Here is a 25,880-nt window from a genome sequence, read left to right on the forward strand (position 1 = left end):
TCCCGTACCGTGGAGCGGTCATGAGGAGCCCCGAGACCTTCGACGCCTACTACGTCGAGACGCGCACCCGCCTCCTGCACGAGGCGTACGCACTGACCGGCGACGCGCCGGCCGCGCGTGCCGCGGTCCGCGACGCCTTCGTCGTGACGTGGCACCACTGGCGCAAGGTCGAGCAGCTCGACGACCGCGACGGCTACGTCCGCGCGCTCGCCCTCGGTCGCGCCCGCCGCCGGCACACCGCCCGCCTCTGGCACCGCGACAAGTCGCTCGACCCCGAGGTGCGCAGCACCCTCGACGCGTTGAGCAAGCTCAGCACGCGCCAGCGCGAGCTGCTCGTGCTCAACGTGCTCTCCGCCCTCTCCCTGAGCGAGCTCGCCCGCACCGTGGGCCTGCCCCGGGCCGACGCCGAGCGCGAGCTCCAGACCGCGACCGCGCAGTTCGCGCTGCACCGCGACGTGCCCAGCACCGAGATCCCCCGCCTGCTCCACGCCCTGTCGGGCCCGCTCGAGGACATCCGCTGGCCGCGGGCGACCGTGATCCGCCGCTCCGGCGCGGCGCGCCGCCGCACCCACACGGTCATCGGCGCCGCCGTCGCCACGGCCGCGCTGGTCGCCTCGGGCTCCCTCGTCGCCGCCGGGTCGAGCGCCGAGCCCACCAGCCTCGGCGAGGACAAGGCGTCGCCCGGGGTCACCGTGCACCCGCCGGCGTCCGACGCCGACGGCGGGGAGACGGTCGCCGACGACGCCCTGCTCTCCCCCGCCCAGCTGTCGCGGTTCGGCTCCGGGCTGGAGTGGACCGAGACCTCCACCACCACCGACGACTCCGACGGCGACGGCCTCGTCGCTCCCTGCCAGCGTGAGCGGTTCGCCGACCCCGAGGGGGTGGGCGCACTGGCGCGCACCTGGGAGGGGACCGAGACCCGCGTGGTGAGGAAGAAGGTCGGCAAGGGCAAGCGCGCACGCACCCGCAAGCGCGAGGTCACCTCCGTCCGGTCCACGGCCGTCGAGGTGGTCGAGACGTCGCACGACGACGCAGACGCCGAGCAGGCCTTCGAGACCGCCTCCCTGTGGTTCGCCGGCTGCATCGACCCCCGCACCCAGCTCGTCAGCACCCGCACCGTCAAGCGCGTCGGCGACCAGGCGCGCGCCTTCCGGCTGCGGTCGTGGGGCAAGAAGCCGGCCGGCATCACCGTCGGTGTCGCGCGCACCGGCCGGATGGTGGTCGCCCTGGTCGTGCGCAGCCAGGGCAAGGCGGTCGGCGACAAGGCCCTGCTCACCGGGCTGTCCGCGGCCGTCAACGGCGTCTGCGGCACCGAGGGCGCCGGCACCTGCGCCGGCCGGGCCAAGGCACGCACGAGCGCGCCGCTCCCCGTCGGTACGCCGCCCGGGCTGCTGTCGGTGGTCGACCTGCCGCCGGTGGCCGCGGTCCGCGGTCCCTGGGTCGGCACCGACGCCGAGAAGGCCCGCACCAACTACGCCGCCACCCGCTGCGACCGCACCACCTTCACCGGCAAGGGCATCAGCAAGGCGCTGACCCGCACCTTCCTGTTCCCCGAGACGCCCAACGCCAGCCAGCTCGGTCTCACCCAGACCGTCGGGGCGATGAAGCCGGCCCGCGCACGCGCGTTCGTCGCGACCGTCCGCGACCGGATCCGCCAGTGCGGTCGAGCCAACCTCGGCACGAGCGTGACCCAGCTGGCGTCGAGCTCGTCGAAGTCCTCCGACCTGAGCGTGTGGGCGCTGACCTTCGAGATCAACGACCGCCAGTCGTTCCCGTTCCTGATGGCCATCGTGCGCGACGGTGGCGCGGTCTCCCAGCTCGGCTTCGCCCCCGACCGCAACATGACGATGTCGCGGGCCGACTTCGTCACCCTCGCCCGTCGGGTGATGCAGCGCCTCGGCCCGCTCGACGCCGCACGCTGACGCAACCTTTCCGCGCGCCGCGGTGTCTCACCGGGTATGAGGCACCGCGCACGGCTGGGCACTGTCGCGCTCGCGTGCGCCCTCGCACTGTCGGCGTGCCAGGGCCAGACGCCCCGCGACCCCTCGCCCGCGGCCGCCTCCGCGGCGAGCGGACCGGGGGCCGCGATCCCCGACGACTTCCCGCTCTCGGCGGGCATGGGAGGGCCTCGCGACACCGTGCCCACCTCCCGCACGGGCACCGGCCTGCGTGACCTCGAGCTGTGCGGCACTTCCCCGCTGCGCGGACTGGTCACCCGCGACCGGATGGTCGCCGACAACAGCGGCGGCGAGTCGGCCGACACCCGCGACCTGGTCGTCCTCCCGGCGCCCGGCGACGCGAGCCGGCTGGCCGAGGAGATCGCCGACCTGGCCACGGGGTGCGCGCGCCGGGACGGGTCGGGCGACATGCAGACCCGCACCGAGGTCCTCGCCTCGCCCTTCGGACCCCGCCCGGCCACGACGCTGCTGCAGACCTACAGCGTGGACGGCCGGGCCGGCGACGGCGCGACCGTCGTGCACGTCGTACCGGCCGGGGCGGCGCTGCTCGTCACCTCGACGTACGGGCAGTGGACCGGGGATGACGCCGATCGTGCCGTCGCCCGGACGGTCGGGCCGCTGCGCGAGACGGTCGCGGCGCTGACGAGCTTCGGCGAGCGAGCGGCGGGGCGCGGCTGATGCGCCAGGCAATACGGTGTCCCACGAGAACGGGGAGAACGATGTCCATTCCTTCGATGCTGGCCAGCTCGGCCTGCCCGACCCTGCCGTCGCCGCGACGGCTCAGCGCCGTCGCACCGGTGCGCCTGCTGGGCGCGCACGTCGTGTGGCGGCTGCTGTGGCAGGCGCACCCGCCCGCTCGCCACGTGAGGACCACGACGGCCCCGCAGGTGGACCTGCGAGGCCGTCTGGAGTGAGCCCTGGGGCTCCGATGGATCAGAGTCCCTGGAGGATCTCCCGCATCAGCGCGGCGGTCTCGGACGGCGTCTTGCCGACCTTGACCCCGGCGGCCTCGAGGGCCTCCTTCTTCGCCTGCGCGGTGCCCGAGGAGCCGGAGACGATGGCGCCGGCGTGGCCCATGGTCTTGCCCTCGGGGGCGGTGAAGCCGGCGACGTAGCCGACGACCGGCTTGGTCACGTGCTCCTTGATGTAGGCCGCGGCCCGCTCCTCGGCGTCGCCGCCGATCTCGCCGATCATCACGATCGCCTTGGTCTCCGGGTCGTTCTCGAAGGCCTCGAGCGCGTCGATGTGGGTGGTGCCGACGATCGGGTCGCCGCCGATGCCGATGGCGGTCGTGAAGCCGAAGTCCTTCAGCTCGTACATCATCTGGTAGGTCAGGGTGCCCGACTTCGAGACCAGCCCGATCGGGCCCTTGCCCGCGATGGTGTGCGGCGTGATGCCGGCCAGCGACTCCTCCGGCGTGATGATGCCGGGGCAGTTGGGGCCGATCATCCGGGTCTTCTTGCCCTCGAGGTAGGCCACGACCTCGGCCGTGTCGAGGACCGGCACGCCCTCGGTGATCACCACGAGGAGCGGGATCTCGGCGTCGATGGCCTCGATGCAGGCGTCCTTGGTGAACGCCGGCGGGACGAACGCGACCGACACGTTGGCGCCGGTCTCCTTCATCGCCTCCTCGACGGAGCCGAAGACGGGGAGCTCCTTGCCGCCGAGCTCGACGGTCGTGCCGGCCTTGCGGGCGTTGACGCCGCCGACGATGTCGGCGCCCGACTCGACCATGAGGGTGGTGTGCTTGGCACCCATGCCGCCCGTCATGCCCTGGACGATGATGCGGGAGTCCTTGGTGAGGTAGATGCTCATCTGTTCAGTTCTCTCTCTCAGGCCTGGTGGGCGAGCTCGGCGGCCTTGTCGGCCGCGCCGTCCATCGTGTCGACCTGGGTGACCAGCGGGTGGTTGAGCTCGTCGAGGATCGCGCGACCCTTCTCGACGTTGTTGCCGTCGAGGCGCACGACGAGCGGCTTGGTGGCGCTGTCGCCGAGGATCTCCAGCGCGCCCTTGATGCCGCTGGCCACCTCGTCGCAGGAGGTGATGCCGCCGAAGACGTTGACGAAGACGCTCTTGACCTGCTCGTCGCCGAGGATCACGTCGAGGCCGTCGGCCATCACCTGGGCGTTGGCGCCGCCGCCGATGTCGAGGAAGTTGGCGGGCTTCACGCCGCCGTGCGCCTCACCGGCGTAGGCGACGACGTCGAGGGTGCTCATCACGAGGCCCGCGCCGTTGCCGATGATGCCGACCTGGCCGTCGAGCTTGACGTAGTTGAGGCCCTTGTCCTTGGCCTTCGACTCGAGCGCGTCGGCCTCCTCGCGGATCTCGAACTGCGCGTGCTCGGGGTGGCGGACCTCGGAGGCGTTGTCGTCGAGCGACACCTTGCCATCGAGGGCCTCGAGCTTGTCGCCCTCGAGGCGGGCGAGGGGGTTGACCTCGACGAGGGTGGCGTCCTCCTCGACGTAGACCTTCCACAGGTTCTGGACCATCTCGATGGCCTGGTCGCGCAGCTCGGCGGGGAACTTGGCCTCGTCGACGATCGCGGCGGCCTTCTCGGGGGTGACCCCCTCGAGGGCGTCGATGCGGATCTGCTTCACCGCGTCGGGGTTGGTCTTGGCGACCTCCTCGATCTCCACGCCGCCCTCGACCGAGGCGATGCACAGGTGCGAGCGGTTGGAGCGGTCGAGCAGGAACGAGAAGTAGTACTCCTCCACGGGCGGGGTCGCCGGGGTCACCAGGACCCGGTTGACCCGCAGGCCCTTGATCTCCATGCCGAGGATGTCGCGGGCGTAGGACTCGGCCTCGTCGGCGGTCTTGGCGATCTTCACGCCGCCGGCCTTGCCGCGGCCGCCGGCCTTGACCTGGGCCTTGACGACGGTCACGCCGCCCATCTCCTCGGCGGCGGCGCGAGCGGCCTCCGGGGTCTCGGCGACGACACCCAGGGTGGTCGCTACTCCATGCTTGGCGAAGAGCTCTTTCGCCTGAAACTCCATCAGGTCCACGAGGTGACCAGTCCTTTTCGTCTGCGAGCAGTGGCGGGGCAATTCCCTCTCGGCACCCTAGACCCGTCCGGCGGGCTCGCACGAGGTCGGGTCGGAGTGGCGGTGGTCACGCCCGGGCTACGTTGAGGACCATGCCCATCTCGGACCGGGACACGCCCTCGACCCTCATGTGGTTCCGCCGCGACCTGCGCCTACGCGACAACCCGGCGCTCCTGGCGGCCCTGGCGGAGGGGACCACGACGGCGCTCTTCGTCGTCGACCCGGCCATCTGGAAGGGGGCCGGGCCGGCCCGGCGCGCCTGGCTCGCCGCCAACGTGCTGGCCCTCGCCGAGCGCATCCCGCTGACGATCCGCCACGGCGACCCGCGCGAGGTCGTGCCGCGGGTGGCCGACGGCCGCCGGGTGCACGTCGCCGCCGAGACAACCCCCTACGGCCGCCGCCGCGACGAGGCCGTGGGCCGCGAGGTCGAGCTGGTCGCCACCGGGTCGCCGTACGCCGTGGGTCCCGGCCGGGTGCGCAACGGCGGCGGCGGGCCCTACCAGGTCTTCGGCGCCTTCGCCCGCGGCTGGCGCGAGCACGGCTGGCCCGAGCCGGCGCCCACCCCCCGCTCCCCCGTCATCGAGCCGGGCGACTCCGACCCGCGCGCGATCGCCCTGCTCGAGGACGCCGTGGCGCACGCGCCGTTCGACCTCCCCGCCGCCGGCGAGGACGCCGCCTGGCGGCGCTGGCGGGCGTTCCGCGATGCCGGCCTGCACGACTACGACGTGGAGCGCGACCGTCCCGACCACGACGGCACCTCGCGGCTCTCGCCCTACCTCCACCTCGGGGTGCTGCACCCGCGCTCCCTCCTGGCCGAGGTCCCGCACACCTCGACGTACGCCACCGAGCTGGCGTGGCGGGAGTTCTACGCCGACGTGCTCTGGCACGCCCCGGGCTCGGCGTGGGCCGACCTGCGGCCCGCGCTGGAGGGCATGCGCTACGACGACCCCGAGGACGCCGTCGAGGCGTGGCGCACCGGCACCACGGGCTACCCGATCGTCGACGCCGGGATGCGCCAGCTGCTCCACTCCGGATGGATGCACAACCGCGTGCGGATGATCACCGCCTCGTTCCTCACCAAGGACCTGCACGTGTGGTGGCCGGTCGGCGCGCGCCACTTCCTCGACCTGCTGATCGACGGCGACGTGGCGTCGAACAACCACGGCTGGCAGTGGGTGGCCGGCACCGGCACCGACGCCTCGCCCTACTTCCGCGTCTTCAACCCGGTCACCCAGGGCCTGAGGTTCGACCCGCACGGCGACTACGTACGGCGCTGGGTCCCCGAGCTGGCCCACCTGCCGGGGCGGGCCGCGCACGAGCCGTGGAGGTCCGACGTGGGCTACGAGCACGGATATCCGCTGCCGATCGTCGACCACGCCGACGAGCGGCGCGAGGCCCTCGACCGCTACCAGTCCGCCCGCCCCTGACGGGGGTCGTCCGTTTATCGGCCGTCCGAGCGGGGTACATCTCCAGATTTCGTCAAGGGTTGCACTTTCCCGTGATGTTTCCGTTACAGTCGGGCGCGGTCTCGCCGACCCGAACCCCCCTGACGATCCGGCAGATTGGTAATTCCTTCATGGGCAACCACCGAGCGGAGCGCGCTCCCAAGCGCCGCACCTCGGCAACGGCTGCGCCCGTGAGCGGCAAGCGGCGCGCCACCCCGGCGCCGCGCCGCTCCCTCGTGCGGCTGCCGTCCGTCCCGCTCGTGGCCGGAGTCGCCGTCCTCGCGGTCTCCGCCACCGCCGCCGTCACCGGCGCCGGAGCGGGAGTCACGACCCTGGCCTCGACGGGCTCCACGGTCGGCTCGACGCAGTCCATCGGCGCGGCCGCCGGCCAGGCGCTCTCGCGCCGCGGCCCCCTCGTCAGCCGCGCGGACACCCGCGACTCCGGCAGCGAGGAGACCGACCCCGAGCTGATCGCCCTGGCCGAGAAGCAGGTGGCCGAGTACGCCGCCAAGCTGAAGGAGATGCGCCAGGCGGCGGAGAAGCAGGCGGCGAAGATCAAGGAGAACAAGTGGGTTCTCCCCCTCGCCAGCTACGGCATCACCGCCACCTTCGGCCAGTACGGCCTCTGGGCCAGCTATCACACCGGCCTCGACTTCAACGCCAACAGCGGCGACCGGATCATGTCGGTCGCCAACGGCACCGTCACCTCGACCGGCTACGACGGCGCCTACGGCAACAAGACCGTCGTCACCCTCGATGACGGCACCGAGATCTGGTACTGCCACCAGACCTCGATCTACGTCTCGGTCGGCGACCGCGTCAACGGCGGCGAGGTCATCGGCACCGTCGGTACGACGGGCCACGTGACCGGCTCCCACCTCCACCTCGAGGTGCGTCCCGGCGGCGGCGGCCCCGTCGACCCGTTCCAGGCCTTCGTCGAGCACGGCATCGTCCCCTGACCGACCCTCTCCTCCGCGTCGTCCTGAGCGGTGGCTGAGGGGTGTTCTCGTCCCGGCGTCCGCCGATGGGCGGTGGCTGAGCAACCTCTTCTCTCGCGCAGAAGGTTGCTGGCTCACCGCCCGAACGCCCGCGCCCCGGGCAGCGGCTGAGGGGCGTTCGGCCGGCGCAGAATCCCCCTCACGCACCGCTCGGCCGGCGGCGAAGGCCGGCGGCGAAGGCGGGGAGGGAGCCGAGCTAGAGCTTCTCGACCGGGGCGTAGCGCAGCAGCAGGCGCTTGACGCCCTCGGAGCCGAAGTCGATGGACGCCACGGACTTCTCCGCGGCCCCCTCCACGGCCACGACCGTGCCCATGCCGAAGGAGTCGTGCACGACCCGGTCGCCCGGGTCGAGGCTGGGGATCTCGCGAGCCGGCTTGGCCTTGGAGGCCGCGTCGGCGCGCAGCGCCGCGGAGCTGAAGTTGCGGCGGCCGGCGTCGGTCGGGGTGCCCAGGCGCGTGGATCCGCCACTCAGGTCGGTGCGGCCCCAGCGGGTCTGCTCCGCCGCCGTGCGCCGCCAGTCGACGAGGTCGACCGGCAGCTCGTCGAGGAAGCGGCTGGCCGGGTTGTGGCTCGGCGCCCCCCAGGCGGAGCGGACGAGGGCGCGCGAGACGTAGAGCCGCTGCTGTGCGCGGGTGAGGCCGACGTAGGCCAGGCGGCGCTCCTCCTCGAGCTCGGGCTGGTCGCCGAGCGAGCGCTGGTGCGGGAACACGCCGTCCTCGAGGCCGGTGACGAACACCACCGGGAACTCGAGGCCCTTGGCGGTGTGGAGCGTCATCAGCGTCACCACGCCCGTGTCGTCGCCACCCGACTCCGAATCGGGCGCGTCGGGGATCTGGTCGGCGTCGGCGACCAGCGCCACCCGCTCGAGGAAGTCGCCGAGGCCCACCGCGACCGTGCCGGCCTCGACCTCCGCCGGGTCGGCGCTGGGACCGGGCTGGGGGTCCTCGGCGAACTCGCGGGCGACGGCGACGAGCTCGGCGAGGTTCTCCACGCGGGTGCCGTCCTGCGGGTCGTCGCTGGCCTCGAGCTCGGTGAGGTAGCCCGAGCGCTCGAGCACCGACTCGAGGATGACGTCGGGGCGCTCGTCGGCCTCGACCATCGACTGCAGCTCCTGCACCATCGCGACGAACGCCTCGATGTTGCGCAGGCTGCGCGTGGCCAGGCCGGGCGCATCGGCGGCGCGGGTCAGTGCCTCCCAGAAGGTGATCCGGTCGCGGTCGGCCAGGGCCGCGATGCAGGCCTCGGCCCGGTCGCCGATGCCACGCTTGGGGGTGTTGAGCACCCGGCGCAGCGAGATCTCGTCCGCGGTGTTGACCAGCATCCGGAGGTAGGCCAGCGCGTCGCGGACCTCCTTGCGCTCGTAGAAGCGCACCCCGCCCACGACCTTGTAGGGCTGGCCGGTGCGGATGAACACCTCCTCGAAGACGCGCGACTGGGCGTTGGTGCGGTAGAACACCGCGACGTCGGCGGGGCGTACGCCGGCCTCGTCGGCGAGCCGGTCGATCTCCTCGCTGACGAAGCGTGCCTCGTCGTGCTCGTCGTCGGCGACGTAGCCGACGATCCGCGCGCCCTCCCCCGCGTCGGTCCACAGCCGCTTGGGCTTGCGCCCGCGGTTGTTGCCGATGACGGAGTTGGCCGCGCTGAGGATGGTCTGCGTCGAGCGGTAGTTCTGCTCGAGCAGGATCGTGGTCGCGTCGGGGAAGTCCTGCTCGAAGTCGAGGATGTTGCGGATGTCGGCGCCGCGGAATGCGTAGATGGACTGGTCGGCGTCGCCGACGACCATCAGCTCGCTGGGCTCGACCTGCTCGGCGCCCTGCTCCTCGAGGGAGCGCCCGCACAGCTGCTGGATCAGGCTGTACTGCGCGTGGTTGGTGTCCTGGTACTCGTCGACCAGGACGTGGCGGAAGCGCCGGCGGTAGTTCTCCCGGACGTCGGGGAAGGCCTGCAGCAGGTGGACCGTGGTCATGATCAGGTCGTCGAAGTCGAGGGCGTTGGCTTCGCGCAGGCGCCGCTGGTAGTGGCTGAACGCCTTGGCGTAGGCCTCCTCGAAGGAGTTGCGCGCCTCCTTCGCGGCGTCCTCGGCGTCGCGCAGCTCGTTCTTCTGGTCGGAGACCCAGTGGAGCACCGCGTTGGGCTGGTAGCGCTTGGGGTCGAGCTCGAGGTCGCGCAGCACCAGCGTCATCAGGCGCTTGGAGTCGGCGGCGTCGTAGATCGAGAAGTTGGACTTGAAGCCCACCCGGTCGATCTCCTTGCGCAGGATGCGCACGCAGGCGGAGTGGAAGGTCGAGACCCACATGATGCGCGCGCGCTTGCCGACGAGCTCCTCGACGCGCTCCTTCATCTCGGCCGCGGCCTTGTTGGTGAAGGTGATCGCCAGGATCGAGCCCGGGTGGGCCTTGCGCTCGTTGATCAGCCACGCGATGCGCCGCGTCAGCACGCGCGTCTTGCCCGACCCGGCGCCCGCGACGACGAGGAGCGGCGGGCCGGCGTGGGTCACCGCCGCGCGCTGCGGCTCGTTGAGGCCGTCGAGGAGCGGGTGGTCGATCAGTGCGTCAGTGGGGCTCATGTCCTCCCCAGCCTATGCGGGAGGGGGGACACCCGATCAGGCGTGGGCGGGGGCCCAGAAGACGGCCACACCGATGTTGACGACCGTCAGGGCGAGCAGGCCGAGGTAGAGGCCCTGCGGGATGCTCGGCTTGCGCATGTTGACCATGACCAGCACCAGGATGACCAGGCCGATGCCGAACTTCACGGCGATCTTGGCGTGGTCGGGCGAGGCCACCTGCTCCAGCACGCCCACCAGCAGCAGGCCAGTGACGAACGCGAGGCCGGCGCCGTCGCGCATCAGCGGGTTGACCGTCTTGGTGTCGCTGCGCAGCTGGACGAGCAGCCCGCCGAGCAGGGCGGCGTAGCCGAGGATGTGGGCGAACAGCAGCACCAGGCGCAGGGTCTCCATGGGGGGAGCCTAACGATCGGTCTTGCGCCTCCGCGGCTTGGGTGCGGGCCGTACGACGAGCACCGGGCACGGCGCGTAGTGCTGGACGCGCTGGGCGGTGCTGCCGACCAGGACGTTGTCGCTGAGGCCTCGGCCACCGGCCGCCACCACGACCAGGCCCGCGTCGTACTGCTTGGCGGCCTTGATGATCTCGTTGGCCGCCGAGCCGCTGCGGATGCGCTTGTGCACCTTCGGCCCCCAGCCGTCGAACACCGCGGCGATGGCGTCGACCGCGTTCTGGGCGGCGTCGCGGAAGGAGCCGTCGAACCCGCGCTCGGAGACGTCGTCGGCGAAGGCCACCGAGGCGAGCGGCCGGATCACCGCGATCACCGAGACGTCGGTGATCTTGGCCGGGTCGGCGAAGGACTTGAGGTGCTTGGCGGCGGCCAGGGACTGGCGTGAGCCGTCGGTGGCGACGATGACGTGCATGTCAGGCTCCCTTCACGGCGCCGGTGCCGGTGGAGTCGGGGTTGCGGGACCCGAACACCTTCTCCACAACGTAGAGGATCCCGCCGAGGCCGACGAGGGCCCCGCACCAGATCAACGAGGACGGGTCGGTGACGACCACGTAGCCGAGCAGCACGATGTTGCCGATGAGTCCCAGCACGAGCAGGACGCTCGGGGCGCGGAACGTGTCGTCGGACTCGTCCTGGCCGCGCAGCTTGAAGCAGGACACGATGACGCCGGCGTAGACCGCCAGCAGGAGCGCCACCGTCACCGAGGCCAGCCGGCTCACGATGTCGACGTCGAGGCCGATGCGGCCCAGCACGTCGCCGGCGACCACCAGGCCGATGACGACGACGGCGCTGAAGACGAGGGCGACGTAGGGGCTGCGGCGCGAGGCGTGGATCTTGCCGAACGCAGCGGGCACGACGTCCTCGCGGGCCATGCCGTAGAGGATGCGGGACTGGGTGACGACCTGGACGAGCGTGGTGTTGGTGATGGCGACCATCGCGATGATGGCGAAGATCAGCGTCATCGCGGTGACCGACAGCGGCAGGATGCCGGCCTTGACGACCTCGAGGAGCGCGGCGTCGGACTCGGCGAGGGTGTCGATCGGGACCGTGAGGGCGGCCGACATCGACACCAGCACGTAGATCACGCCGGCGGTGGCCATGCCGCCGATCAGCGCGATCGGGAAGTTCTTGCTGGGGTCGACGGTCTCCTCGGCGACGTTGGCGACGTTCTCGAAGCCGGTCATGGCGAAGAACGACAGGGCGACGCCGGCGACGATCGCGAAGATGACGTTGTCGCCGGTCGTGAAGTCGCCGAGCGCGGAGAAGTCGGCCTTGCCCTGTCCGATGTAGATGATGGCGATGACGACCACGATGACCAGACCGGCGATCTCGACGAAGGTCATCACCATGTTGGCCACCACGGACTCGGTGATGCCGATGAAGTTGAGCAGCGCGAGCAGCAGGATGAAGGCGATCATCACCAGCAGCGCAGGCGGTGCGTCCCAGACCTCGGCGACGTACTGCGAGAAGCCGGCCGCGAGCGATCCGGCCGCGGCGAAGGTGGCCGACAGGTAGGTCACCGTGGTGAGGAACGTCAGCGGCTTCTTGCCGAACGCCTTGTTGACGTAGAGCGAGGCGCCGGCCGCCTGGGGGTACTTCGTGGCGAGCTCGGCGTAGGCCAGGCCGGTGAAGCCGGCGACCGTCACACCGACGGCGAACGCGGCCCAGAAGGCCCCGCCCACCTCGCCGGCGACCGAGCCGATGAGGACGTAGATGCCGGAGCCCAGCACGTCTCCGAGGACGTAGAAGAACAGGAGGCGACCGGTGATCGACCGCTTGAGCCCGCCCCCGTCGTCCGCGACTGTCGCGGGGGACGCAGTGTCTGCCATTCCCCGACCCCAGCGGGTCGGGGAGGGGTTGTCAATCGTCGCCCACCCGGAGGGGCGCGATGCGCCTCAGAGCAGCCGGCGGTCGGAGGCCCACTTGGTCAGCTCGTGGCGACTCGACAGCTGGAGCTTGCGCAGCACCGACGACATGTGGGTCTCGACCGTCTTGACCGAGATGAAGAGCTCCTTGGCGACCTCCTTGTAGGCGTAGCCGCGGGCGATCAGGCGCATCACCTCCCGCTCGCGCTCGGTGAGGCGGTCGAGGTCCTCGTCGACGGCGGCGACGTCGATGGAGCCGGCGAAGGCGTCGAGCACGAACCCGGCCAGCCGCGGGGAGAACACCGCGTCGCCGCCGGCGACCCGGAGGATCGCGTCGACGAGCTCGGGGCCGGTGATCGTCTTGGTGACGTAGCCGCGCGCACCGCCGCGGATGGTGCCGATGACGTCCTCGGCGGCGTCGGAGACCGAGAGCGCCAGGTAGAGGGTGTCGGGCGCGGGCTGGCGCCGCATCACCTCGACGCCGCCGCCGCCGGGCAGGTGCACGTCGAGCAGCACCACCTGGGGCTGCAGCTCGCGCACCACGGCGATCGCGGCGTCGGCGTCGGCCGCCTCGCCGACGACCTCGACCACCCCGGCACCGCTCGCGGCGAGCTCGGCACGCACCCCGGCGCGGAACATCGCGTGGTCGTCGACGAGGACGACGCGCACGGGATGCTCTGGGCTGGCCTGGTTCATCGGGTCTCCTCGGTGGGCTGCTGCTGGTCGTGCTGGCGGGTGTGCTGGTGGGGGGCGCGCGGCATGTGCAGGCGCACCTCGGTCCCCTCACCGGGTGCAGAGCGTACGTCCGCGCTGCCGCCGTGGCGCGCCATCCGGTCCACGATGCTGCTGCGGACCCCGTGGCGGTCGGCCGCGACGGTACCGAGGTCGAAGCCGGCGCCCCGGTCGCGCACGAACACGTCGACGGCTCCCGGGGTGGTCTCGGCGTAGACGTCGGCGCGCTGGGTGCCGGCGTGCTTGGCGGCGTTGACCACGGCCTCGCGGGCCGCGAGGACGACCGGGCGCAGCGACTCGTCGAGGTCGCAGTCGCCGACGGTGACGACGTCGACGACGACGGGGTGCTGCGACTCGACGTCGGCCGCCATCTCCTTGAGCGCGCCGGCGAGCGTGGTGGCGTCGGGGGTGTCGGCCTCGAAGAGCCACTGGCGCAGGTCGCGCTCCTGCGAGCGGGCGAGCCGGGCGACGGTGGTGGCGTCGTGGGCGTTCTTCTGGATGAGCGCGAGGGTCTGGAGCACCGAGTCGTGCAGGTGCGCGGCCATGTCGGCGCGCTCCTGGGTGCGCACCCGCTCGGCCCGCTCGGCGCCGAGGTCGTTGACCAGGCGCAGGGCCCACGGGCCGACCACGATGGCCAGGCCGAGCAGGCCGAGCAACCCCGCGACCACGACGGGGACCGCGAACGTCGCGCGGCCGGCGAGGGCGAAGACGACGAGCGCGGTGACGATGAGCCCCAGCCCGGCGGCGATGCGGCCGTAGGCGGCCCAGCCGCCGTTGCCGAAGATCGCGCGGAACGGGTCGATGCGGCCCGAGGAGTCCATCCAGCGCTCGCGCTGCGCCTCGTCGGCCTGGCGCCAGAGCAGCCCGACGCCGGCGACCGCGAGGACCACCGGCCAGAAGAGGGCGCCCTGGCCGAAGAGGGCCTCGACGCCGAGCACGACGCCGAAGAAGAGGGCGCCGAGGGCGACCGCCGGCCCGGCGTCGCGCAGCAGCGAGCGCCGTCCGGGACGCTTGCCGGTGCGGGTCGCGCTCTCCAGGCCGGGAGCGCCGACCTCGAAGTGCTGGCCGGCGGGCAGGAACACCCACAGGCCGGCGTAGAGGAAGAGCCCGAAGCCGCCGAGGAACGCGGTGGCGACGAAGAATCCACGCACCCAGAGCACCGGCAGCCCGAGGTGACGCGCCAGGCCCGAGGCCACGCCGCCCACCAGTGGCGCGGAGAGGTCGCGGTAGGCGCGGCGGGGCTCGTCCGGGTGGGACGGACGCGCCGGGCGGGCGGCCGGGTGGGCGGGGGGCGTGGGGTGGCTCATCGTGGCTCCATCGTCGCAGGCGCGCACGGCCGCGACCATGAGGATCGACCCCGAGCCGACCCTGACGCCGACCCCGGGACCCTCGGCACGGATCAGGGCTGTCCCCGATGGTGCCGGGCTGCGGGCGCAGGGAGAGTGGAGCCATGGACAACGTCAGCCCCTCCGCCGAGCAGCCCGCCCCGGCCACCCCTCCCCCGTCGGGTCCGCGCGTCACCCGCGACGAGATGAAGGACCTCGGCCGGCTGAGGCGCAGCGTCAGGGACCGGTACGTCGCCGGCGTGGCGGGCGGCATCGCCCGCCACCTCGACATCGACCCGATCATCGTGCGCGTGGCGCTGGTGGTCGCGGTGTTCTTCGGCGGCGCCGGGCTCCTCGTCTACGTCGCGGCCTGGCTCCTGGTGCCCGAAGAGGGCACCACCGACGAGCCGCTGGGCCTCGACGAGCGCAACCGGACGATCGCCCTCGGCGCGGCCGGCGTGCTCGCCCTGATCGCCGCGCTCGGCGACTGGGCCGGCGCGTTCTGGTTCCCGTGGCCGCTGGCGATCGCCGCCGCCCTCGTGGTGTGGTTCCTGCACCGCAAGCAGCAGGGCTCACCGCCCGCAGGCAACGGCCCCGCGCACGGCCCCGCGTACGGCCCGGCGTCCGCCCCGGCGCCGGAGCCGGCCTGGGCGCCGCCCGCCGACCCGGCGTGGACGTCCTACGCCCGCGCACCGCAGCCGGAGCCGCGCCGCCCGCGCCGGCGCGGGCCGATCCTGTTCTGGTTCACCCTCGCGCTGATCGCGCTGGCGGAGGGGGTCCTCGGCGTGGTCGACGTCGCCGGCGCGGCCGTCACGGACAGCGCCTACCCGGCACTGGCGCTCGGCATCACCGCCGCCATGCTGGTGCTCGGCTCGTTCTGGGGTCGCGCCGGAGGCCTGATCCTGCTGGGCCTGGTCGCGGCGCTGGCCACCGCAGTGACGACCGCCAACAGCACCATCGGCGACGAGAACCGCTACGTCGCCCCGACCACCGCCGGCGGCGTCGAGGACACCTACGACTTCGGCGGCGGCCGGTTCACGCTCGACCTCTCCGGGGTCTCCGACGTCGAGGAGCTCGACGGCCGCGAGGTCGCGATCGACGCGGTCGGCGGGCGGGTCGACGTGATCGTGCCCGAGGGGGTGGACGTCGACGTCCGGGCCGAGGTGGTCGGTGGCAGCGCCGAGGTCTTCGGCGAGCGCAGCGGCGGTTTCGTCGTCACCCAGAACGGCTTCGTCGACGGCGGCGCCGGCGTCCCCGACATGTCCATCACCATCGACCTGGTCGGCGGCGAGGTCGTCGTCCGCGAAGCGGCCTGAGGAGCACTGCCATGACCGACAACGACAACCAGTACGACAACCAGTACGACAAGCAGGCCGACGTGCGGGCGCGCGAGCGCGCCGAGCTCCACGACGAGCTCCGCGCCGCGGGACTCGACTCGTCCACCTACGACACCGGTGCCGACGCCGGTGCCGCCACCGGGCCGGACGCCTGGACCACGGCGTACGACGAGCCGATGACCGGCCCGCTCGATGCGCCCGCCCGCACCACGGGCCTGCACCCGGTCAACGTCGGCCAGCTCGTGATGGGCGTCGCCTTCGCCGGCATGGTGCTGGTGTGGGCGCTCCTGCAGGGCGACGTGGTGGAGACCCCCCAGCTGCGCTGGCTGATGCCGATCCCGTGGCTCGTGGCCGGCGCCGCCGGGCTCGCCGCCACCGTCTGGCCGGCCCGCCGGGCTTCGGCGCGCTCCTAGCCGTGATGCCTAGCCCAGGGAGCAGGCCGGCAGCGCGAACCACCTGAGGGCGTCGAAGTCCTCGTCGAGGTGGGCGGTGTCGGACCAGTCCGGCGGAGACGCGGCGGCCATGATCGCGCGGCCCTCGTCGAGGTGCTCACGGAGCACCGAGACGGGGGCCGTCTGCGTGTGCGACGGCCAGGTCATGGTGCCGTCGGCGGCGTAGGTCACGTCGGTCAGGCGCAGCGGCGGCTCGACCGGGCCGGTGCGGTGGTGCCACAGCCCGGTGAGGGGGTCGAACCGGTAGTCGCCGAGCAGCCGCCAGCCCTCGCGGGCGACGAGCCGCACGGCCTCGACGACGTAGGTGAAGACCTCCTCGTCGAGGAAGTAGTTGAAGTTGACCCGCACCCAGCCGGGCTTGATGCCCTCACACCCGCCGGCGATCTGGGCCTCGAACCGGTGGCTGCGCTCGAGGTCGATGTCGAGCAGGCGGTGACCGTAGGGGCCGGCGCACGAGCAGCCGCCGCGCGTCTGGATGCCGAACAGGTCGTTGAGGAGCGCGACGACGAAGTTGTGGTGCAGGTAGGCGCCGTCGGGCGCCTTGATGACGAAGGAGACGATCGAGAGCCGCTGGGAGTCGAGGTTGCCGAGGATCTGGATGGTCGGCTCGGCGACCCACGCGTCCACGGCGCGCCCGAGCAGCTCCTCCTCGTGCTGCTGGATCGTCTCCACCCCGACGGCCTGCTTGAGCTGGAAGACCAGTCCGGCGCGGATGGACTCCACGATCGCGGGGGTGCCGCCCTCCTCGCGGTGCGCCGGGTCGTCGAGGTAGCGGTGCTCGGAGGTGTTGACGTACATGACCGTGCCGCCGCCGGGCACGACCGGCACCCGGTTGGCCATGAGCTCGCGGCGCACGACCAGGACGCCGGGGGTGCCGGGGCCGCCGATGAACTTGTGCGGGCTGAGGAAGATCGCGTCCTTGTGCGAGCCGCCCGGCCCGTACATCTCGATGTCGACGTAGGGCGCGCAGGCGGCGAAGTCCCAGAAGCTCAGCGCGCCGTGCGCGTGCAGCAGGTCGGCGACGCCCTCGGTGTCGGTGACGATGCCGGTCACGTTGGACGCGGCCGAGAACGAGCCGATCTTGAGGGGCCGGTCGGCGTAACGCTCGAGCTCCTCGCGGAGGTGGTCGAGCGAGACCCGCCCGTCGGCGTCCTCGTGGATGGTGACGACGTCGGCGATGGTCTCGCGCCAGCTCACCTCGTTGGAGTGGTGCTCGAACGGGCCGAGGAAGACCACCGGGCGCTCGTGGGCCGGGATCGCGTCGCTGAGGGCGTAGCGGTCCTCGAGGGTGCAGGGCACGCGGAGCCCGAGGATGCCGATCATCTTGTCGATGGCCGCGGTGCTGCCGGACCCGCAGAAGACGACGACCGTCTCCTCGTCGCCGCCGACGGCGTCGCGGATGATCCGCCGTGCGTCCTCACGCAGCCGGGTCGTCTGGAGGCCGGTGCCGCTCGCCTCCGTGTGGGTGTTGGCGTAGGCGGGCAGCACCTCGGTGCGGATGAAGTCCTCGATGAAGCTCAGGCTGCGACCCGACGCGGTGTAGTCGGCGTAGGTGACGCGCCGGGGCCCGTAGGGGCCCTGCATCACCTGGTCGTCGCCGATCACCGACGCGCGGATGCGCTCGAGGAGGGGGGTGGAGGGGGCGCCGACGTGGGTCACGGGGCGAGCGTACGCCGGTGAGAGGCGTTGCCTTGCACCTTCCGCACCACGGCCAGCGCCTCCCCGGGGTGGTCGGTGATCACGCCGTCGACCCCGGCGGCGAGCAGCGCCCGCACGTAGCCGGCCACGTCACCGGGGGCGTCGCGGACGTGGCCGCGCCGGAGGTCGGTGGGCAGGAAGCGGTTCTCCGCGCGCACGGTCCACGCGTGGACCGTCAGCCCACGCCGGTGGGCGTCGCGGACGAGCGTGGACGGCGCGCCGATCGCTCCCCGGGCGTCGCGCGGGAGCACCAGGGAGGTGTGGGCGCCGACGCCGTCGGCGTACTCGTCGATCCGGTCGAGCTCGTCGGCCGGCAGCGGGTGCCCCGGTGCCAGCAGCTGCACCAAGGGCAGCCGGGTGAGGCGGCTCAGGCGCCTCAGGACGTCGGACTCGAAGGACATCAGCGTCACCCGCGCCCACGGGTCGTCGAGGCCGTGCCGGGCGAGGTCGCGCAGGAGCGGCACCTCGAGCGGGAGCCCGGCCGCGTCGTGGTGGGCGGCGTGCTTGAGCTCGAGCACCAGCCCGACGGGCCGACCGCGCCTGAGTGACTCCGCACCGGCCATCGCCAGGACCTCGGTGAGGCTCGGCACCCCCTCCGTCCCGTCGTACGCCGCGCTGGCCGGGCGGGTGCGGGGCATCCGCTCGCGGGCGGCGAGCGTCTTGACCTCGGCCAGCGTGAGGTCCTGGACGAACCAGCCCCGCTGGTCGACCCCGTCGACGCGGCGGGTGCGGCGCCGGTGCGCGAACCGGGGGTGGTCGGCCACGTCGGTGGTGGCCCCCAGGTCGAGGTCGTGGCGCGCCACGACCACCCCGTCGCGGGTGGCGACGAGGTCGAGCTCGATGTCGTCGGCGCCCATCCGGATGGCGGTGCGGTAGGCGCCGAGCGTGTGCTCGGGACGGTGCCCGCTGGCACCGCGGTGCGCAACCACGGCAGGGGTCGCGACCAACGACGAGGTCGCGACCGTGCCGGCCCTGGGGGCCTCGCGGGTCACCGTCACGGCACCACCGTGCCCGGCCTGGGCGACCCGGCGGTGGTGCTGGGGTGGCGGCGGGGTGAATGCCGGATGATGACGGGGTGACGCTCCCCAGCCTCCCCTCCCTGACCTCCCTGCCGGCCACCGAGCACCCCGAGCTGCTCGCGCCGCCCGTGGCGGCGGTGCTCGCCTCGTGGCCGGGCGCGGCCGACGTGGCGGTCGTCGAGATCGATCCCGACCTCGCCGACACCGCCGCGATGAGCGAGGCCTACGGCATCGCGATGACCGCGAGCGGCAACTGCGTCGTCGTGGCGGGCTCGCGGGCGGGCGAGGAGCGGATCGCGGCGTGCGTGGTGCGCGCGGACACGCGTGCCGACGTCAACACGCTCGTGCGCCGGATGCTCGACGTGCGCAAGGCGTCGTTCCTGCCGATGGAGCGCGCGGTGGCCGAGACCGGCATGGAGCACGGCGGCATCACGCCGGTCGGGCTCCCCGCCGGGTGGCGCGTGCTGGTGCACGAGGCGCTGCTCGACGAGCCCGTCGTGGTGCTCGGCAGCGGCGTGCGCCGCTCCAAGCTGCTGGTGCCCGGGCACGCGCTCGCCGGCCTCCCCGGCGCCGAGGTGGTGCCCGACCTGGGCCGCTGAGGACGGCCCCGGCGACCCTTGCCATCGTGACAGCGGCACTGTCACGATTGCTGCATGCGCCTCGCCTCCCTGCTGATGTACGACGGCAACCCGCGCACCGCGGCCGACGAGGTGGTCGCGCTCGAGCGGGCCGGCCTCGACAGCGTGTGGGTCGCGGAGGCCTACGGCTTCGACGCGCCCACGCTGATGGGCTACCTGGCCGCGAAGACGGAGACCGTCCGGATCGGCTCGGGCATCCTCAACATCTACTCGCGCACGCCGGGCGCCCTGCTCCAGACCGCCGCGGGCCTCGACAACGTCAGCCAGGGCCGGGCGATCCTGGGCCTCGGCGTGAGCGGTCCCCAGGTGGTCGAGGGCTTCCACGGCGTCCCCTACAGCCGGCCGATGGCGCGGACCGCCGAGGTCGTCGAGATCATCCGCAGCGGCCTGAAGCGCGAGCCGCTGGCGGCCGACGGGGAGTTCCACCTGCCGCTGGACAAGGAGCACGGCGCGGTCACCGGCCTCGGCAAGCCGCTCAAGCTGCTCAACCGTCCCGAGCGCGACACCATCCCGATCTGGATCGCCGCGCTGGGCCCGAAGAACGTCGAGCAGACCGCCGCGATCGCCGACGGCTGGATCCCCCACCTCTTCCACCCCGAGAAGGCCCACCGCGTGTGGGGCGACGCCCTGGCGGCGGGCGCCGCGAAGCGCCAGCCCGGACTGGGGCCGCTGCAGGTGATGGCCGGGGGCATGGTCGCGATCGGCGAGGGCCCCGACACCACCTCGCTCCTCGACTTCGCGCGGCCGGTCTTCGCGCTCTACGTCGGCGGCATGGGCGCCAAGGGCAAGAACTTCTACAACGACGTCGCGCGCGCCTACGGCTACGAGAGGGAGGCCGAGCAGATCCAGGAGCTCTACCTCTCCGGCAAGAAGCGGGAGGCCGAGGCGCTGGTGCCGACCGAGTGGCTCGAGGCCGCCAACCTCGTCGGTCCGGCGTCGTACGTCAAGGAGCGGATCGCCGCGTTCCGCGAGGCCGGCGTCACCGACCTCAACATCACGCCCGTCAGCGAGGACCCCGCCGCGACCGTGGCGCAGGTGAAGGAATGGGTGTCCTGAGCCGAACGGCCCGCACCCGCACCGAGAGGGAACACATGCCTGAGCGCCCCAGCATCCTCGAGCAGGAGCACGAGGACTTCCGCGCCGTCGCGCGCGCCTTCTTCGACAAGGAGGTGGTGCCCCACCACGCCGCGTGGGAGGAGGCCGGCATCGTCGACCGCGAGGTGTGGCGCCGGGCCGGGGAGCGAGGGCTGCTCTGCTTCGACGTCGACGAGGCCTACGGCGGGCCGGGCATCAAGGACTTCCGCTACAACATGGTGCTCGCCGAGGAGGCCGCGAAGGCCGGCGCGTCCGGGCCCGGCTTCGCGGTGCACACCGACATCATCGTCCCCTACATCTCGGCGCTGGGGACCGAGGAGCAGAAGCAGCGGTGGCTGCCGGGCTGCGTGTCCGGCGACCTCGTCACCGCCATCGCGATGACCGAGCCGGGCGCCGGGTCCGACCTCCAGGGCATCCGCACGACCGCGGTCGACGCCGGCGACCACTACGTCCTCAACGGGTCGAAGACCTTCATCTCCAACGGCATCCTGTCCGACCTCGTCGTCGTGGTGTGCCGCACCGACCCCGACGCCGGCCACCAGGGCATCTCGCTGCTGGTCGTGGAGCGCGGCATGGAGGGCTTCGAGCGCGGGCGCAACCTGGCCAAGATGGGGCTGCACGCCCAGGACACCGCGGAGCTGTCCTTCACCGACGTCCGCGTGCCCAAGGCCAACCTGCTGGGCGCGGAGGGCACGGGCTTCGTCTCGCTGATGGAGAACCTGCCCCAGGAGCGCGTCTCGATCGGCTGCATCGCCGTCGCCGCGATCGAGCACGTGCTCGACCTGTGCCTGGCCTACGCCAAGGAGCGCGAGGCGTTCGGCAAGCCCATCGGGAAGTTCCAGCACAACCGCTTCGTGCTCGCCGAGATGGCCACCGAGGCGCACATCGCCCGGGTCTTCATCAACGACTGCGTGCTGCGGCTCAACGCCGGCGAGGTCGACACGGCGCTCGCCTCGATGGCGAAGTGGTGGACCACCGAGCTGCAGAAGCGCGTCGTCGACGCCGGGGTGCAGCTCCACGGCGGCTACGGCTACATGGACGAGTACCCCATCTCCAAGGCCTACACCGACTCGCGCATCCAGACGATCTACGGCGGCACGACCGAGATCCAGAAGGAGATCATCGGGCGGATGCTCGGGTTGTAGCCGCTGGGCTAGGTTCTGGGCATGGACCTCTTCGAGATGGACGAGACCCGCACCATGACCCGCGAGGAGGCCGCCGCACGCCTGCGCGCCCTCGCCGACTCGCTCGCCAAGCACAACTCGGTCGAGTTCTCCCGCGACGGCGGCCGGGTCACCGTGTCCGTGCCCGACGAGGTGAGGCTCAAGGTCGAGGTCGAGCTCGGCGAGGACAACGAGGTCGAGATCGAGCTCACCTGGTAGCCAGCACCTCGCGCAGCCGCGCGGCGAACTCGTCAGGCACCCCGGTCTGACCGAACTCACCACCCAGGAAGCCGTCGTGCCCGCCGGGGAAGGCCACCGCCTCCTGGCCGAGGGCCCGTGCGACGGCGTGGGCGGCGCGCCCCGCGATCTCGCCGTCGTCGGGACCGCCCGACTCCTCCCCCACGCCGACGACGACACGCGTCGACGCGCCGCGGACGGCCTCGAGGTCCGGCACCGAGATGACGCCGGCACCGCAGATGTTGGCCATGAGCGGGTCGTCGCGCGAGCCGTCGTCCTCGGTCGGCAGCCCGAACGCCGCCGGGTCGGGCGCGGGCTCGTCGCCGGTGACCTCGCCGCGGTGCGACACCAGCGCGATGAACCGCGCCATCGCCGGTCCCTGGCCCGAGGCGTCGTAGGCCGCCACCATGTCGTCGCAGGCCCGGGCGATCGCGCCGGCGTCGGGCAGCAGTCCGGCCATCGGCGGCTCGTGCGCCACCAGGACGCGTACGTCATCGGGGTGCGCGGCGAGCAGGTGCAGGAAGTTGACCGCCGCGCCGGAGCTCGCGAACACGTCCACCGGTCCCACGCCGAGCGCGGCGACGAGGGCGTGCAGGTCCTCGGCGTGCTGCTGGGGCGTCACGGCCGCCGTGGCGTCGTCGCGGGTGCTGCGTCCGGTGTTGCGCGGGTCGGTGAGCACGAGGACCCGGTCGTCCAGCCGGGCCGCGAGGCTGCCGAAGCCGGTGCTGTCCATCGGCGACCCGGCCAGCACCAGGGGCGGTGCGTCGGGGGTCGTGTCGGCGAGGTCGCCGACGACGTCGAACGACAGGACGGCGCCGGGAACCTCGACGGTGCCGGGCGTGCGGGGTGCGGCGGTCATGCCTCCCATCATCGAACCGGTCGCCGATCGTCCGCAACGCCCCCTAGCGTGCTCGCCATGACCGACTTCACCGAGCAGGACCTGGGCGGCTCCACGTTCCAGCGCGTCAACCTCTCCGGCGCCGTCTTCCGCGAGGCCCACCTGACCGGGATGGACCTGCGCGACGTCGACCTCAGCGGCACGCGGGTCCGGGCGGCCTACCTCGACGGGGTCCGGATGACCGGCGTCGAGGTCCCGCACCTCGAGATCCACGGCGAGCTCGGGCGGGTGCTGGTCAACGGCGTCGACGTCGTGCCGCTCGTCGAGGCCGAGCTCGACCGGCGCACGCCCGAGCGGGCGCTGATGCGGCCCACCGACCTCGCCGGCCTCCGCACGGCGTTCGAGACGCTCGACCGGCTGTGGGAGGCGACCCTCGACCGGGCTCGCGCGCTGCCGCCGGGGGCGCTGCACGAGCGGGTGGACGGCGAGTGGTCCTTCATCGAGACCCTGCGCCACCTCGGGTTCGCGCACGCCTGCTGGGTCGGCGGGGTCGTGCTGGCCGACCCGGCTCCGTGGCACCCGCTCGACCTGCCGTGGGACGAGGCGCCCGCGCACGACGGGGTCCCGTGGGACCGCGACGCCCGCCCGGGGCTCGACGAGGTGCTCGAGGTGCGGGCGCAGCGGCGGGCCACCGTGGCCGCGGTGCTCGACGACCTGACCGACGAGGGCCTCGGGTGGGCGGTCTCCTCCGCCACCCCCTTCCTGCAGGACGCCGACTCGCTGACCGTCGCCGACTGCCTGCGGGTGGTCGTCCGCGAGGAGTGGGAGCACCGCTCGTACGCCGAGCGCGACCTCGCGTCGCTGGACCCGCGCTGACTCCGGGAGCACACTGGGCGCGTGAGCGAGACCCTGGGAGCCCGGCTGGCGAGCGCCATCGCCGCCAAGGACGAGGCCGCGCTGCGCGACGTGCTCGCCGACGGCGTCGACTTCAAGGGCCTCACCCCCGGGCGGCTGTGGGAGGGCACCGGGCCCGACGCCGTCGTGGAGACCCTCTTCGGCTCGTGGTTCGAGCCGGCCGACGAGATCGAGCGGGTGGTCGACGTCTCCGAGAGGGAGGACGTCGCGGACACCTCGCACGTGAGCTACCGCCTCGACCTGACCAACCCCGGCGGCTCGTACGTCGCCGAGCAGCAGGCCTACTACCGCGGCGGCGACGCGATCGAGCACCTGCGGATCATGTGCTCGGGCTTCCGCCCGAGGTGACGCGGCCCTCACCGGCCATGGGTTCGCCTTCGTATGACGCACCGGGCCAGCGCGCGCGGGATCAGGCGGTGGCCCGGGGACGGCGGCGCGCGGCTCGGCGGATCACCGACCCGGGCTTGGAGGCGAGCAGCGGGTCGAAGTCGTCGGTGAGCGGCGTCAGGTCGGCCTCGTCGACGAAGACGGCCCCGTCGCGCACCTCCTGGACCAGGTCGCGTCCCAGGATGGTCCCGGCGGTGCGCATCCCGCCCCAGATCGTGGCGTTGATGCCGAACATGTGCTGGGTGCTGCCCCCGGCGAGGAACAGCCCCGGGATGTGGGTCGTGACCCGGGGCCGGAACGGGCCGAGGTTGCGCAGCAGCGGCGCGATGCCGTAGCAGGAGCCGTCGCTGGTGAGGGTGAAGCGCTCCTGGGTGATCGGCGTGGAGGCCTCGCAGAAGACCATCCGCTCGCGGAGGTCCGGGATCATCAGCTCGGCGGTGTCGAGCACGCGCTGGGTGAGGTCGTCCTTGAGCTGCCGGTAGCGCTCGTCGCGGCCGTAGCCGTCGCCGTCGCCGGGGTCGGTGTCGACGTTCCAGAAGGCGTGGTCCTTCGGCGCCCAGCTCACCAGCTCGAGCGTCGAGTAGCCGGGCGGCGCGGAGTGCGTGCCCTCGGGGTCCTTGGCGGTCGGGCAGCTGATGCCCACCGGCATCAGCTCGGGGCAGCGGCCGGCCGCGACCTCGCGGTAGTAGCCGTCGACGTCGTTGGTCGGCCACACCCAGGCGAGGGGCGGCGTGCCGCGCTCGCGCAGGTCGACGTCGAGCGCGACGTAGACCGCGAACATCGGCAGCGTCATCTCGAGGTCCTTCAGCCTGCGCCGCAGCCGGCGGGTCAGGTGCTCGTCGCCGACGAGCTCGGTCCACGTCTTCTTGTAGTCGGCGGCCGACACGACTGCCTCGGCGCGGATCACCTCGCCGCCGCGGAGTCGCACGCCGACGGCACGTCCGTCCTCGACGAGGATCTGCTCGACCCTCGCCTTGGTGCGCACCCGGCCGCCGTGCGTCTGCACGACGTCGGTGAGGTGGGCGCCGATGACCTGCCCGCCCCCGCGCGGGTAGTAGGCCCCGGCCTGCAGGTAGTGGTGGAGGAAGCCGGCGTGCATCGCCGTCGGCGTGCGGTGCGGCGGCCACGTGTAGTCGCCGTTCTCCGCCAGGATCACCGCCTGCGCGTCGGCGCTGAGCCCGCACGCGTCCATGAGCGTCGTGATCGGCCGCACGCCCCAGCGCAGCAGCACGTACGGGCGCTTGCGGGGCTCCTCGCCCGCCGCGACGATCCGCATGATCCGGACGCAGCGGCGCAGGCCGGCCTCCTCGTCGGGGAACGCCGCGAGGAGCCGCTCGAGGTAGGTGTCCCAGCCGGTCGGCGTCTGGAACGTCGTGCCGGGGATCATGATCTGGCAGTGGCCCTCGGGGCGCTGGCGCAGCCACGTGATGCGTTCGGTGAGGGACAGCCCGGACAGCGCGGTCTGCATCCGGCCGCCGGGGCCGCACTCGCCGACGTAGTGGGTGCCGACGTCGAACTCGAACTTGTTGCCCGCGCGCCGGAAGACCTGGGTGCTGCCGCCGACGACCTGGTTGGCCTCGAGCACGAGCACCCGCTTGCCGTTGGCCGCGAGGTAGGCCGCGCACGTGAGGCCGCCGGGGCCGGCGCCGACGACCACGACGTCCCACGTCTCGTCGGGGGTCTCGGGCGGGGTCTGGGTCATGTCGGCATCTTCTTCCACGAGTG

25 protein-coding genes are annotated in these 25,880 nt (G+C 72.7%); 13 read left to right on the forward strand and 12 right to left on the reverse strand.

What is annotated here, in order from left to right:
- The first annotated feature begins 20 nt into the window (after nucleotides 1-20).
- The 3 genes from AC4H2S_RS15715 to AC4H2S_RS15725 are packed head-to-tail and all read left to right on the forward strand — an operon-like array spanning nucleotide 21 to nucleotide 2,872.
- A complete protein-coding gene (locus tag AC4H2S_RS15715; protein ID WP_491497911.1) occupies nucleotides 21-1,922 on the forward strand; it encodes a hypothetical protein in 1,902 nt (633 codons plus the stop codon).
- Between the two features lie 36 nt (nucleotides 1,923-1,958).
- Nucleotides 1,959-2,636 (forward strand): hypothetical protein, encoded by a 678-nt coding sequence (locus AC4H2S_RS15720; protein WP_491497912.1) that lies wholly within the window; start codon nucleotides 1,959-1,961, stop codon nucleotides 2,634-2,636.
- Nucleotides 2,637-2,677: 41 nt separating this feature from the next.
- Entirely contained in the window at nucleotides 2,678-2,872 is a 195-nt protein-coding gene (locus AC4H2S_RS15725; protein ID WP_491497913.1) for a hypothetical protein, read from the forward strand.
- 19 nt (nucleotides 2,873-2,891) lie between these two features.
- Here the strand turns inward: AC4H2S_RS15725 and sucD are convergent, their stop codons facing one another.
- Together sucD and sucC are read right to left on the reverse strand one after the other, a co-directional pair.
- On the reverse strand, nucleotides 2,892-3,773 hold the full coding sequence (sucD, locus tag AC4H2S_RS15730) for a succinate--CoA ligase subunit alpha (protein WP_491497914.1): 882 nt from the start codon (nucleotides 3,771-3,773) through the stop codon (nucleotides 2,892-2,894).
- A gap of 17 nt (nucleotides 3,774-3,790) precedes the next feature.
- Nucleotides 3,791-4,960 carry an ADP-forming succinate--CoA ligase subunit beta gene (gene sucC / locus AC4H2S_RS15735; RefSeq protein ID WP_491497915.1) on the reverse strand — a complete coding sequence of 390 codons (1,170 nt, stop codon included), beginning with the start codon at nucleotides 4,958-4,960 and terminating at the stop codon, nucleotides 3,791-3,793.
- Between the two features lie 131 nt (nucleotides 4,961-5,091).
- On the opposite strand from sucC, the gene AC4H2S_RS15740 reads away from it, so the two are divergent.
- Together AC4H2S_RS15740 and AC4H2S_RS15745 are read left to right on the forward strand one after the other, a co-directional pair.
- Nucleotides 5,092-6,426, forward strand: a complete 1,335-nt coding sequence (locus AC4H2S_RS15740) for a cryptochrome/photolyase family protein (protein WP_491497916.1) — start codon at nucleotides 5,092-5,094, stop codon at nucleotides 6,424-6,426.
- A gap of 74 nt (nucleotides 6,427-6,500) precedes the next feature.
- The gene (locus AC4H2S_RS15745; protein WP_491497917.1) at nucleotides 6,501-7,403 is read left to right on the forward strand and encodes a M23 family metallopeptidase; all 903 of its coding nucleotides are present in this window, start codon (nucleotides 6,501-6,503) and stop codon (nucleotides 7,401-7,403) included.
- Nucleotides 7,404-7,638: 235 nt separating this feature from the next.
- On the opposite strand, the gene pcrA is transcribed toward AC4H2S_RS15745, so the two are convergent.
- The 6 genes from pcrA to AC4H2S_RS15775 all read right to left on the reverse strand — a co-directional run bounded on the left by pcrA (nucleotide 7,639) and on the right by AC4H2S_RS15775 (nucleotide 14,358).
- Nucleotides 7,639-10,008: a DNA helicase PcrA gene (gene pcrA / locus AC4H2S_RS15750; protein ID WP_491497918.1), complete on the reverse strand. Its 2,370-nt coding sequence runs from the start codon at nucleotides 10,006-10,008 to the stop codon at nucleotides 7,639-7,641.
- A gap of 36 nt (nucleotides 10,009-10,044) precedes the next feature.
- The gene (locus AC4H2S_RS15755; RefSeq protein WP_491497919.1) at nucleotides 10,045-10,398 is read right to left on the reverse strand and encodes a hypothetical protein; all 354 of its coding nucleotides are present in this window, start codon (nucleotides 10,396-10,398) and stop codon (nucleotides 10,045-10,047) included.
- 9 nt (nucleotides 10,399-10,407) lie between these two features.
- A complete protein-coding gene (locus AC4H2S_RS15760; RefSeq protein WP_491497920.1) occupies nucleotides 10,408-10,866 on the reverse strand; it encodes a universal stress protein in 459 nt (152 codons plus the stop codon).
- A gap of 1 nt (nucleotide 10,867) precedes the next feature.
- Complete coding sequence (locus AC4H2S_RS15765; protein ID WP_491497921.1) at nucleotides 10,868-12,283, reverse strand: APC family permease; 1,416 nt, start codon at nucleotides 12,281-12,283, stop codon at nucleotides 10,868-10,870.
- Between the two features lie 66 nt (nucleotides 12,284-12,349).
- A complete protein-coding gene (locus tag AC4H2S_RS15770; RefSeq protein ID WP_491497922.1) occupies nucleotides 12,350-13,015 on the reverse strand; it encodes a LuxR C-terminal-related transcriptional regulator in 666 nt (221 codons plus the stop codon).
- Nucleotides 13,012-14,358, reverse strand: a complete 1,347-nt coding sequence (locus tag AC4H2S_RS15775) for an ATP-binding protein (protein WP_491497923.1) — start codon at nucleotides 14,356-14,358, stop codon at nucleotides 13,012-13,014. Before AC4H2S_RS15775 ends, AC4H2S_RS15770 begins: the two co-directional genes overlap by 4 nt.
- A gap of 143 nt (nucleotides 14,359-14,501) precedes the next feature.
- On the opposite strand from AC4H2S_RS15775, the gene AC4H2S_RS15780 reads away from it, so the two are divergent.
- Both AC4H2S_RS15780 and AC4H2S_RS15785 read left to right on the forward strand, forming a co-directional pair.
- On the forward strand, nucleotides 14,502-15,692 hold the full coding sequence (locus AC4H2S_RS15780) for a PspC domain-containing protein (protein WP_491497924.1): 1,191 nt from the start codon (nucleotides 14,502-14,504) through the stop codon (nucleotides 15,690-15,692).
- Nucleotides 15,693-15,703: 11 nt separating this feature from the next.
- Nucleotides 15,704-16,126: a hypothetical protein gene (locus tag AC4H2S_RS15785; protein ID WP_491497925.1), complete on the forward strand. Its 423-nt coding sequence runs from the start codon at nucleotides 15,704-15,706 to the stop codon at nucleotides 16,124-16,126.
- 9 nt (nucleotides 16,127-16,135) lie between these two features.
- Here the strand turns inward: AC4H2S_RS15785 and AC4H2S_RS15790 are convergent, their stop codons facing one another.
- Both AC4H2S_RS15790 and AC4H2S_RS15795 read right to left on the reverse strand, forming a co-directional pair.
- Nucleotides 16,136-17,824, reverse strand: coding sequence for an aminotransferase class V-fold PLP-dependent enzyme (locus AC4H2S_RS15790; RefSeq protein ID WP_491497926.1), 1,689 nt, complete (start codon nucleotides 17,822-17,824; stop codon nucleotides 16,136-16,138).
- A complete protein-coding gene (locus AC4H2S_RS15795; protein ID WP_491497927.1) occupies nucleotides 17,821-18,861 on the reverse strand; it encodes a glycerophosphodiester phosphodiesterase family protein in 1,041 nt (346 codons plus the stop codon). Before AC4H2S_RS15795 ends, AC4H2S_RS15790 begins: the two co-directional genes overlap by 4 nt.
- Nucleotides 18,862-18,938: 77 nt before the next feature.
- Here AC4H2S_RS15795 and AC4H2S_RS15800 point away from each other — a divergent pair, with 77 nt between their 5' ends.
- The 4 genes from AC4H2S_RS15800 to AC4H2S_RS15815 are packed head-to-tail and all read left to right on the forward strand — an operon-like array spanning nucleotide 18,939 to nucleotide 21,997.
- A complete protein-coding gene (locus tag AC4H2S_RS15800; protein ID WP_491497928.1) occupies nucleotides 18,939-19,481 on the forward strand; it encodes a YbaK/EbsC family protein in 543 nt (180 codons plus the stop codon).
- 54 nt (nucleotides 19,482-19,535) lie between these two features.
- Complete coding sequence (locus tag AC4H2S_RS15805; protein WP_491497929.1) at nucleotides 19,536-20,576, forward strand: LLM class F420-dependent oxidoreductase; 1,041 nt, start codon at nucleotides 19,536-19,538, stop codon at nucleotides 20,574-20,576.
- Nucleotides 20,577-20,611: 35 nt separating this feature from the next.
- On the forward strand, nucleotides 20,612-21,760 hold the full coding sequence (locus AC4H2S_RS15810) for an acyl-CoA dehydrogenase family protein (protein WP_491497930.1): 1,149 nt from the start codon (nucleotides 20,612-20,614) through the stop codon (nucleotides 21,758-21,760).
- A gap of 21 nt (nucleotides 21,761-21,781) precedes the next feature.
- Nucleotides 21,782-21,997: an amphi-Trp domain-containing protein gene (locus tag AC4H2S_RS15815; RefSeq protein ID WP_491497931.1), complete on the forward strand. Its 216-nt coding sequence runs from the start codon at nucleotides 21,782-21,784 to the stop codon at nucleotides 21,995-21,997.
- Here the strand turns inward: AC4H2S_RS15815 and AC4H2S_RS15820 are convergent.
- Nucleotides 21,987-22,874 (reverse strand): alpha/beta fold hydrolase, encoded by an 888-nt coding sequence (locus AC4H2S_RS15820; RefSeq protein ID WP_491497932.1) that lies wholly within the window; start codon nucleotides 22,872-22,874, stop codon nucleotides 21,987-21,989. The genes AC4H2S_RS15815 and AC4H2S_RS15820 overlap by 11 nt on opposite strands.
- 57 nt (nucleotides 22,875-22,931) lie before the next feature.
- Here AC4H2S_RS15820 and AC4H2S_RS15825 point away from each other — a divergent pair, with 57 nt between their 5' ends.
- Nucleotides 22,932-23,729, forward strand: coding sequence for a DinB family protein (locus AC4H2S_RS15825; RefSeq protein WP_491497933.1), 798 nt, complete (start codon nucleotides 22,932-22,934; stop codon nucleotides 23,727-23,729).
- Nucleotides 23,730-23,750: 21 nt separating this feature from the next.
- The gene (locus AC4H2S_RS15830; RefSeq protein ID WP_491497934.1) at nucleotides 23,751-24,116 is read left to right on the forward strand and encodes a hypothetical protein; all 366 of its coding nucleotides are present in this window, start codon (nucleotides 23,751-23,753) and stop codon (nucleotides 24,114-24,116) included.
- A gap of 61 nt (nucleotides 24,117-24,177) precedes the next feature.
- On the opposite strand, the gene AC4H2S_RS15835 is transcribed toward AC4H2S_RS15830, so the two are convergent.
- Nucleotides 24,178-25,857: a phytoene desaturase family protein gene (locus AC4H2S_RS15835; RefSeq protein WP_491497935.1), complete on the reverse strand. Its 1,680-nt coding sequence runs from the start codon at nucleotides 25,855-25,857 to the stop codon at nucleotides 24,178-24,180.
- Between the last annotated feature and the right edge of the window lie 23 nt (nucleotides 25,858-25,880).

It is taken from the genome of Nocardioides sp. Z13_37, from assembly GCF_058355585.1.

What these genes read in the sequence shown, in the direction of transcription:
- AC4H2S_RS15775 (WP_491497923.1), bottom strand. Translation starts at nt 14,358, where the DNA reads ATGAGCCACCCCACGCCCCCCGCCCACCCGGCCGCCCGCCCGGCGCGT.
- AC4H2S_RS15740 (WP_491497916.1), top strand. Translation starts at nt 5,092, where the DNA reads ATGCCCATCTCGGACCGGGACACGCCCTCGACCCTCATGTGGTTCCGC.
- AC4H2S_RS15820 (WP_491497932.1), bottom strand. Translation starts at nt 22,874, where the DNA reads ATGACCGCCGCACCCCGCACGCCCGGCACCGTCGAGGTTCCCGGCGCC.
- AC4H2S_RS15715 (WP_491497911.1), top strand. Translation starts at nt 21, where the DNA reads ATGAGGAGCCCCGAGACCTTCGACGCCTACTACGTCGAGACGCGCACC.
- AC4H2S_RS15785 (WP_491497925.1), top strand. Translation starts at nt 15,704, where the DNA reads ATGACCGACAACGACAACCAGTACGACAACCAGTACGACAAGCAGGCC.
- AC4H2S_RS15725 (WP_491497913.1), top strand. Translation starts at nt 2,678, where the DNA reads ATGTCCATTCCTTCGATGCTGGCCAGCTCGGCCTGCCCGACCCTGCCG.
- AC4H2S_RS15835 (WP_491497935.1), bottom strand. Translation starts at nt 25,857, where the DNA reads ATGACCCAGACCCCGCCCGAGACCCCCGACGAGACGTGGGACGTCGTG.
- AC4H2S_RS15745 (WP_491497917.1), top strand. Translation starts at nt 6,501, where the DNA reads ATGTTTCCGTTACAGTCGGGCGCGGTCTCGCCGACCCGAACCCCCCTG.
- AC4H2S_RS15760 (WP_491497920.1), bottom strand. Translation starts at nt 10,866, where the DNA reads ATGCACGTCATCGTCGCCACCGACGGCTCACGCCAGTCCCTGGCCGCC.
- AC4H2S_RS15780 (WP_491497924.1), top strand. Translation starts at nt 14,502, where the DNA reads ATGGACAACGTCAGCCCCTCCGCCGAGCAGCCCGCCCCGGCCACCCCT.
- AC4H2S_RS15765 (WP_491497921.1), bottom strand. Translation starts at nt 12,283, where the DNA reads ATGGCAGACACTGCGTCCCCCGCGACAGTCGCGGACGACGGGGGCGGG.
- pcrA (WP_491497918.1), bottom strand. Translation starts at nt 10,008, where the DNA reads ATGAGCCCCACTGACGCACTGATCGACCACCCGCTCCTCGACGGCCTC.
- AC4H2S_RS15755 (WP_491497919.1), bottom strand. Translation starts at nt 10,398, where the DNA reads ATGGAGACCCTGCGCCTGGTGCTGCTGTTCGCCCACATCCTCGGCTAC.
- AC4H2S_RS15770 (WP_491497922.1), bottom strand. Translation starts at nt 13,015, where the DNA reads ATGAACCAGGCCAGCCCAGAGCATCCCGTGCGCGTCGTCCTCGTCGAC.
- AC4H2S_RS15720 (WP_491497912.1), top strand. Translation starts at nt 1,959, where the DNA reads ATGAGGCACCGCGCACGGCTGGGCACTGTCGCGCTCGCGTGCGCCCTC.
- AC4H2S_RS15810 (WP_491497930.1), top strand. Translation starts at nt 20,612, where the DNA reads ATGCCTGAGCGCCCCAGCATCCTCGAGCAGGAGCACGAGGACTTCCGC.
- AC4H2S_RS15805 (WP_491497929.1), top strand. Translation starts at nt 19,536, where the DNA reads ATGCGCCTCGCCTCCCTGCTGATGTACGACGGCAACCCGCGCACCGCG.
- AC4H2S_RS15825 (WP_491497933.1), top strand. Translation starts at nt 22,932, where the DNA reads ATGACCGACTTCACCGAGCAGGACCTGGGCGGCTCCACGTTCCAGCGC.
- sucD (WP_491497914.1), bottom strand. Translation starts at nt 3,773, where the DNA reads ATGAGCATCTACCTCACCAAGGACTCCCGCATCATCGTCCAGGGCATG.
- AC4H2S_RS15815 (WP_491497931.1), top strand. Translation starts at nt 21,782, where the DNA reads ATGGACCTCTTCGAGATGGACGAGACCCGCACCATGACCCGCGAGGAG.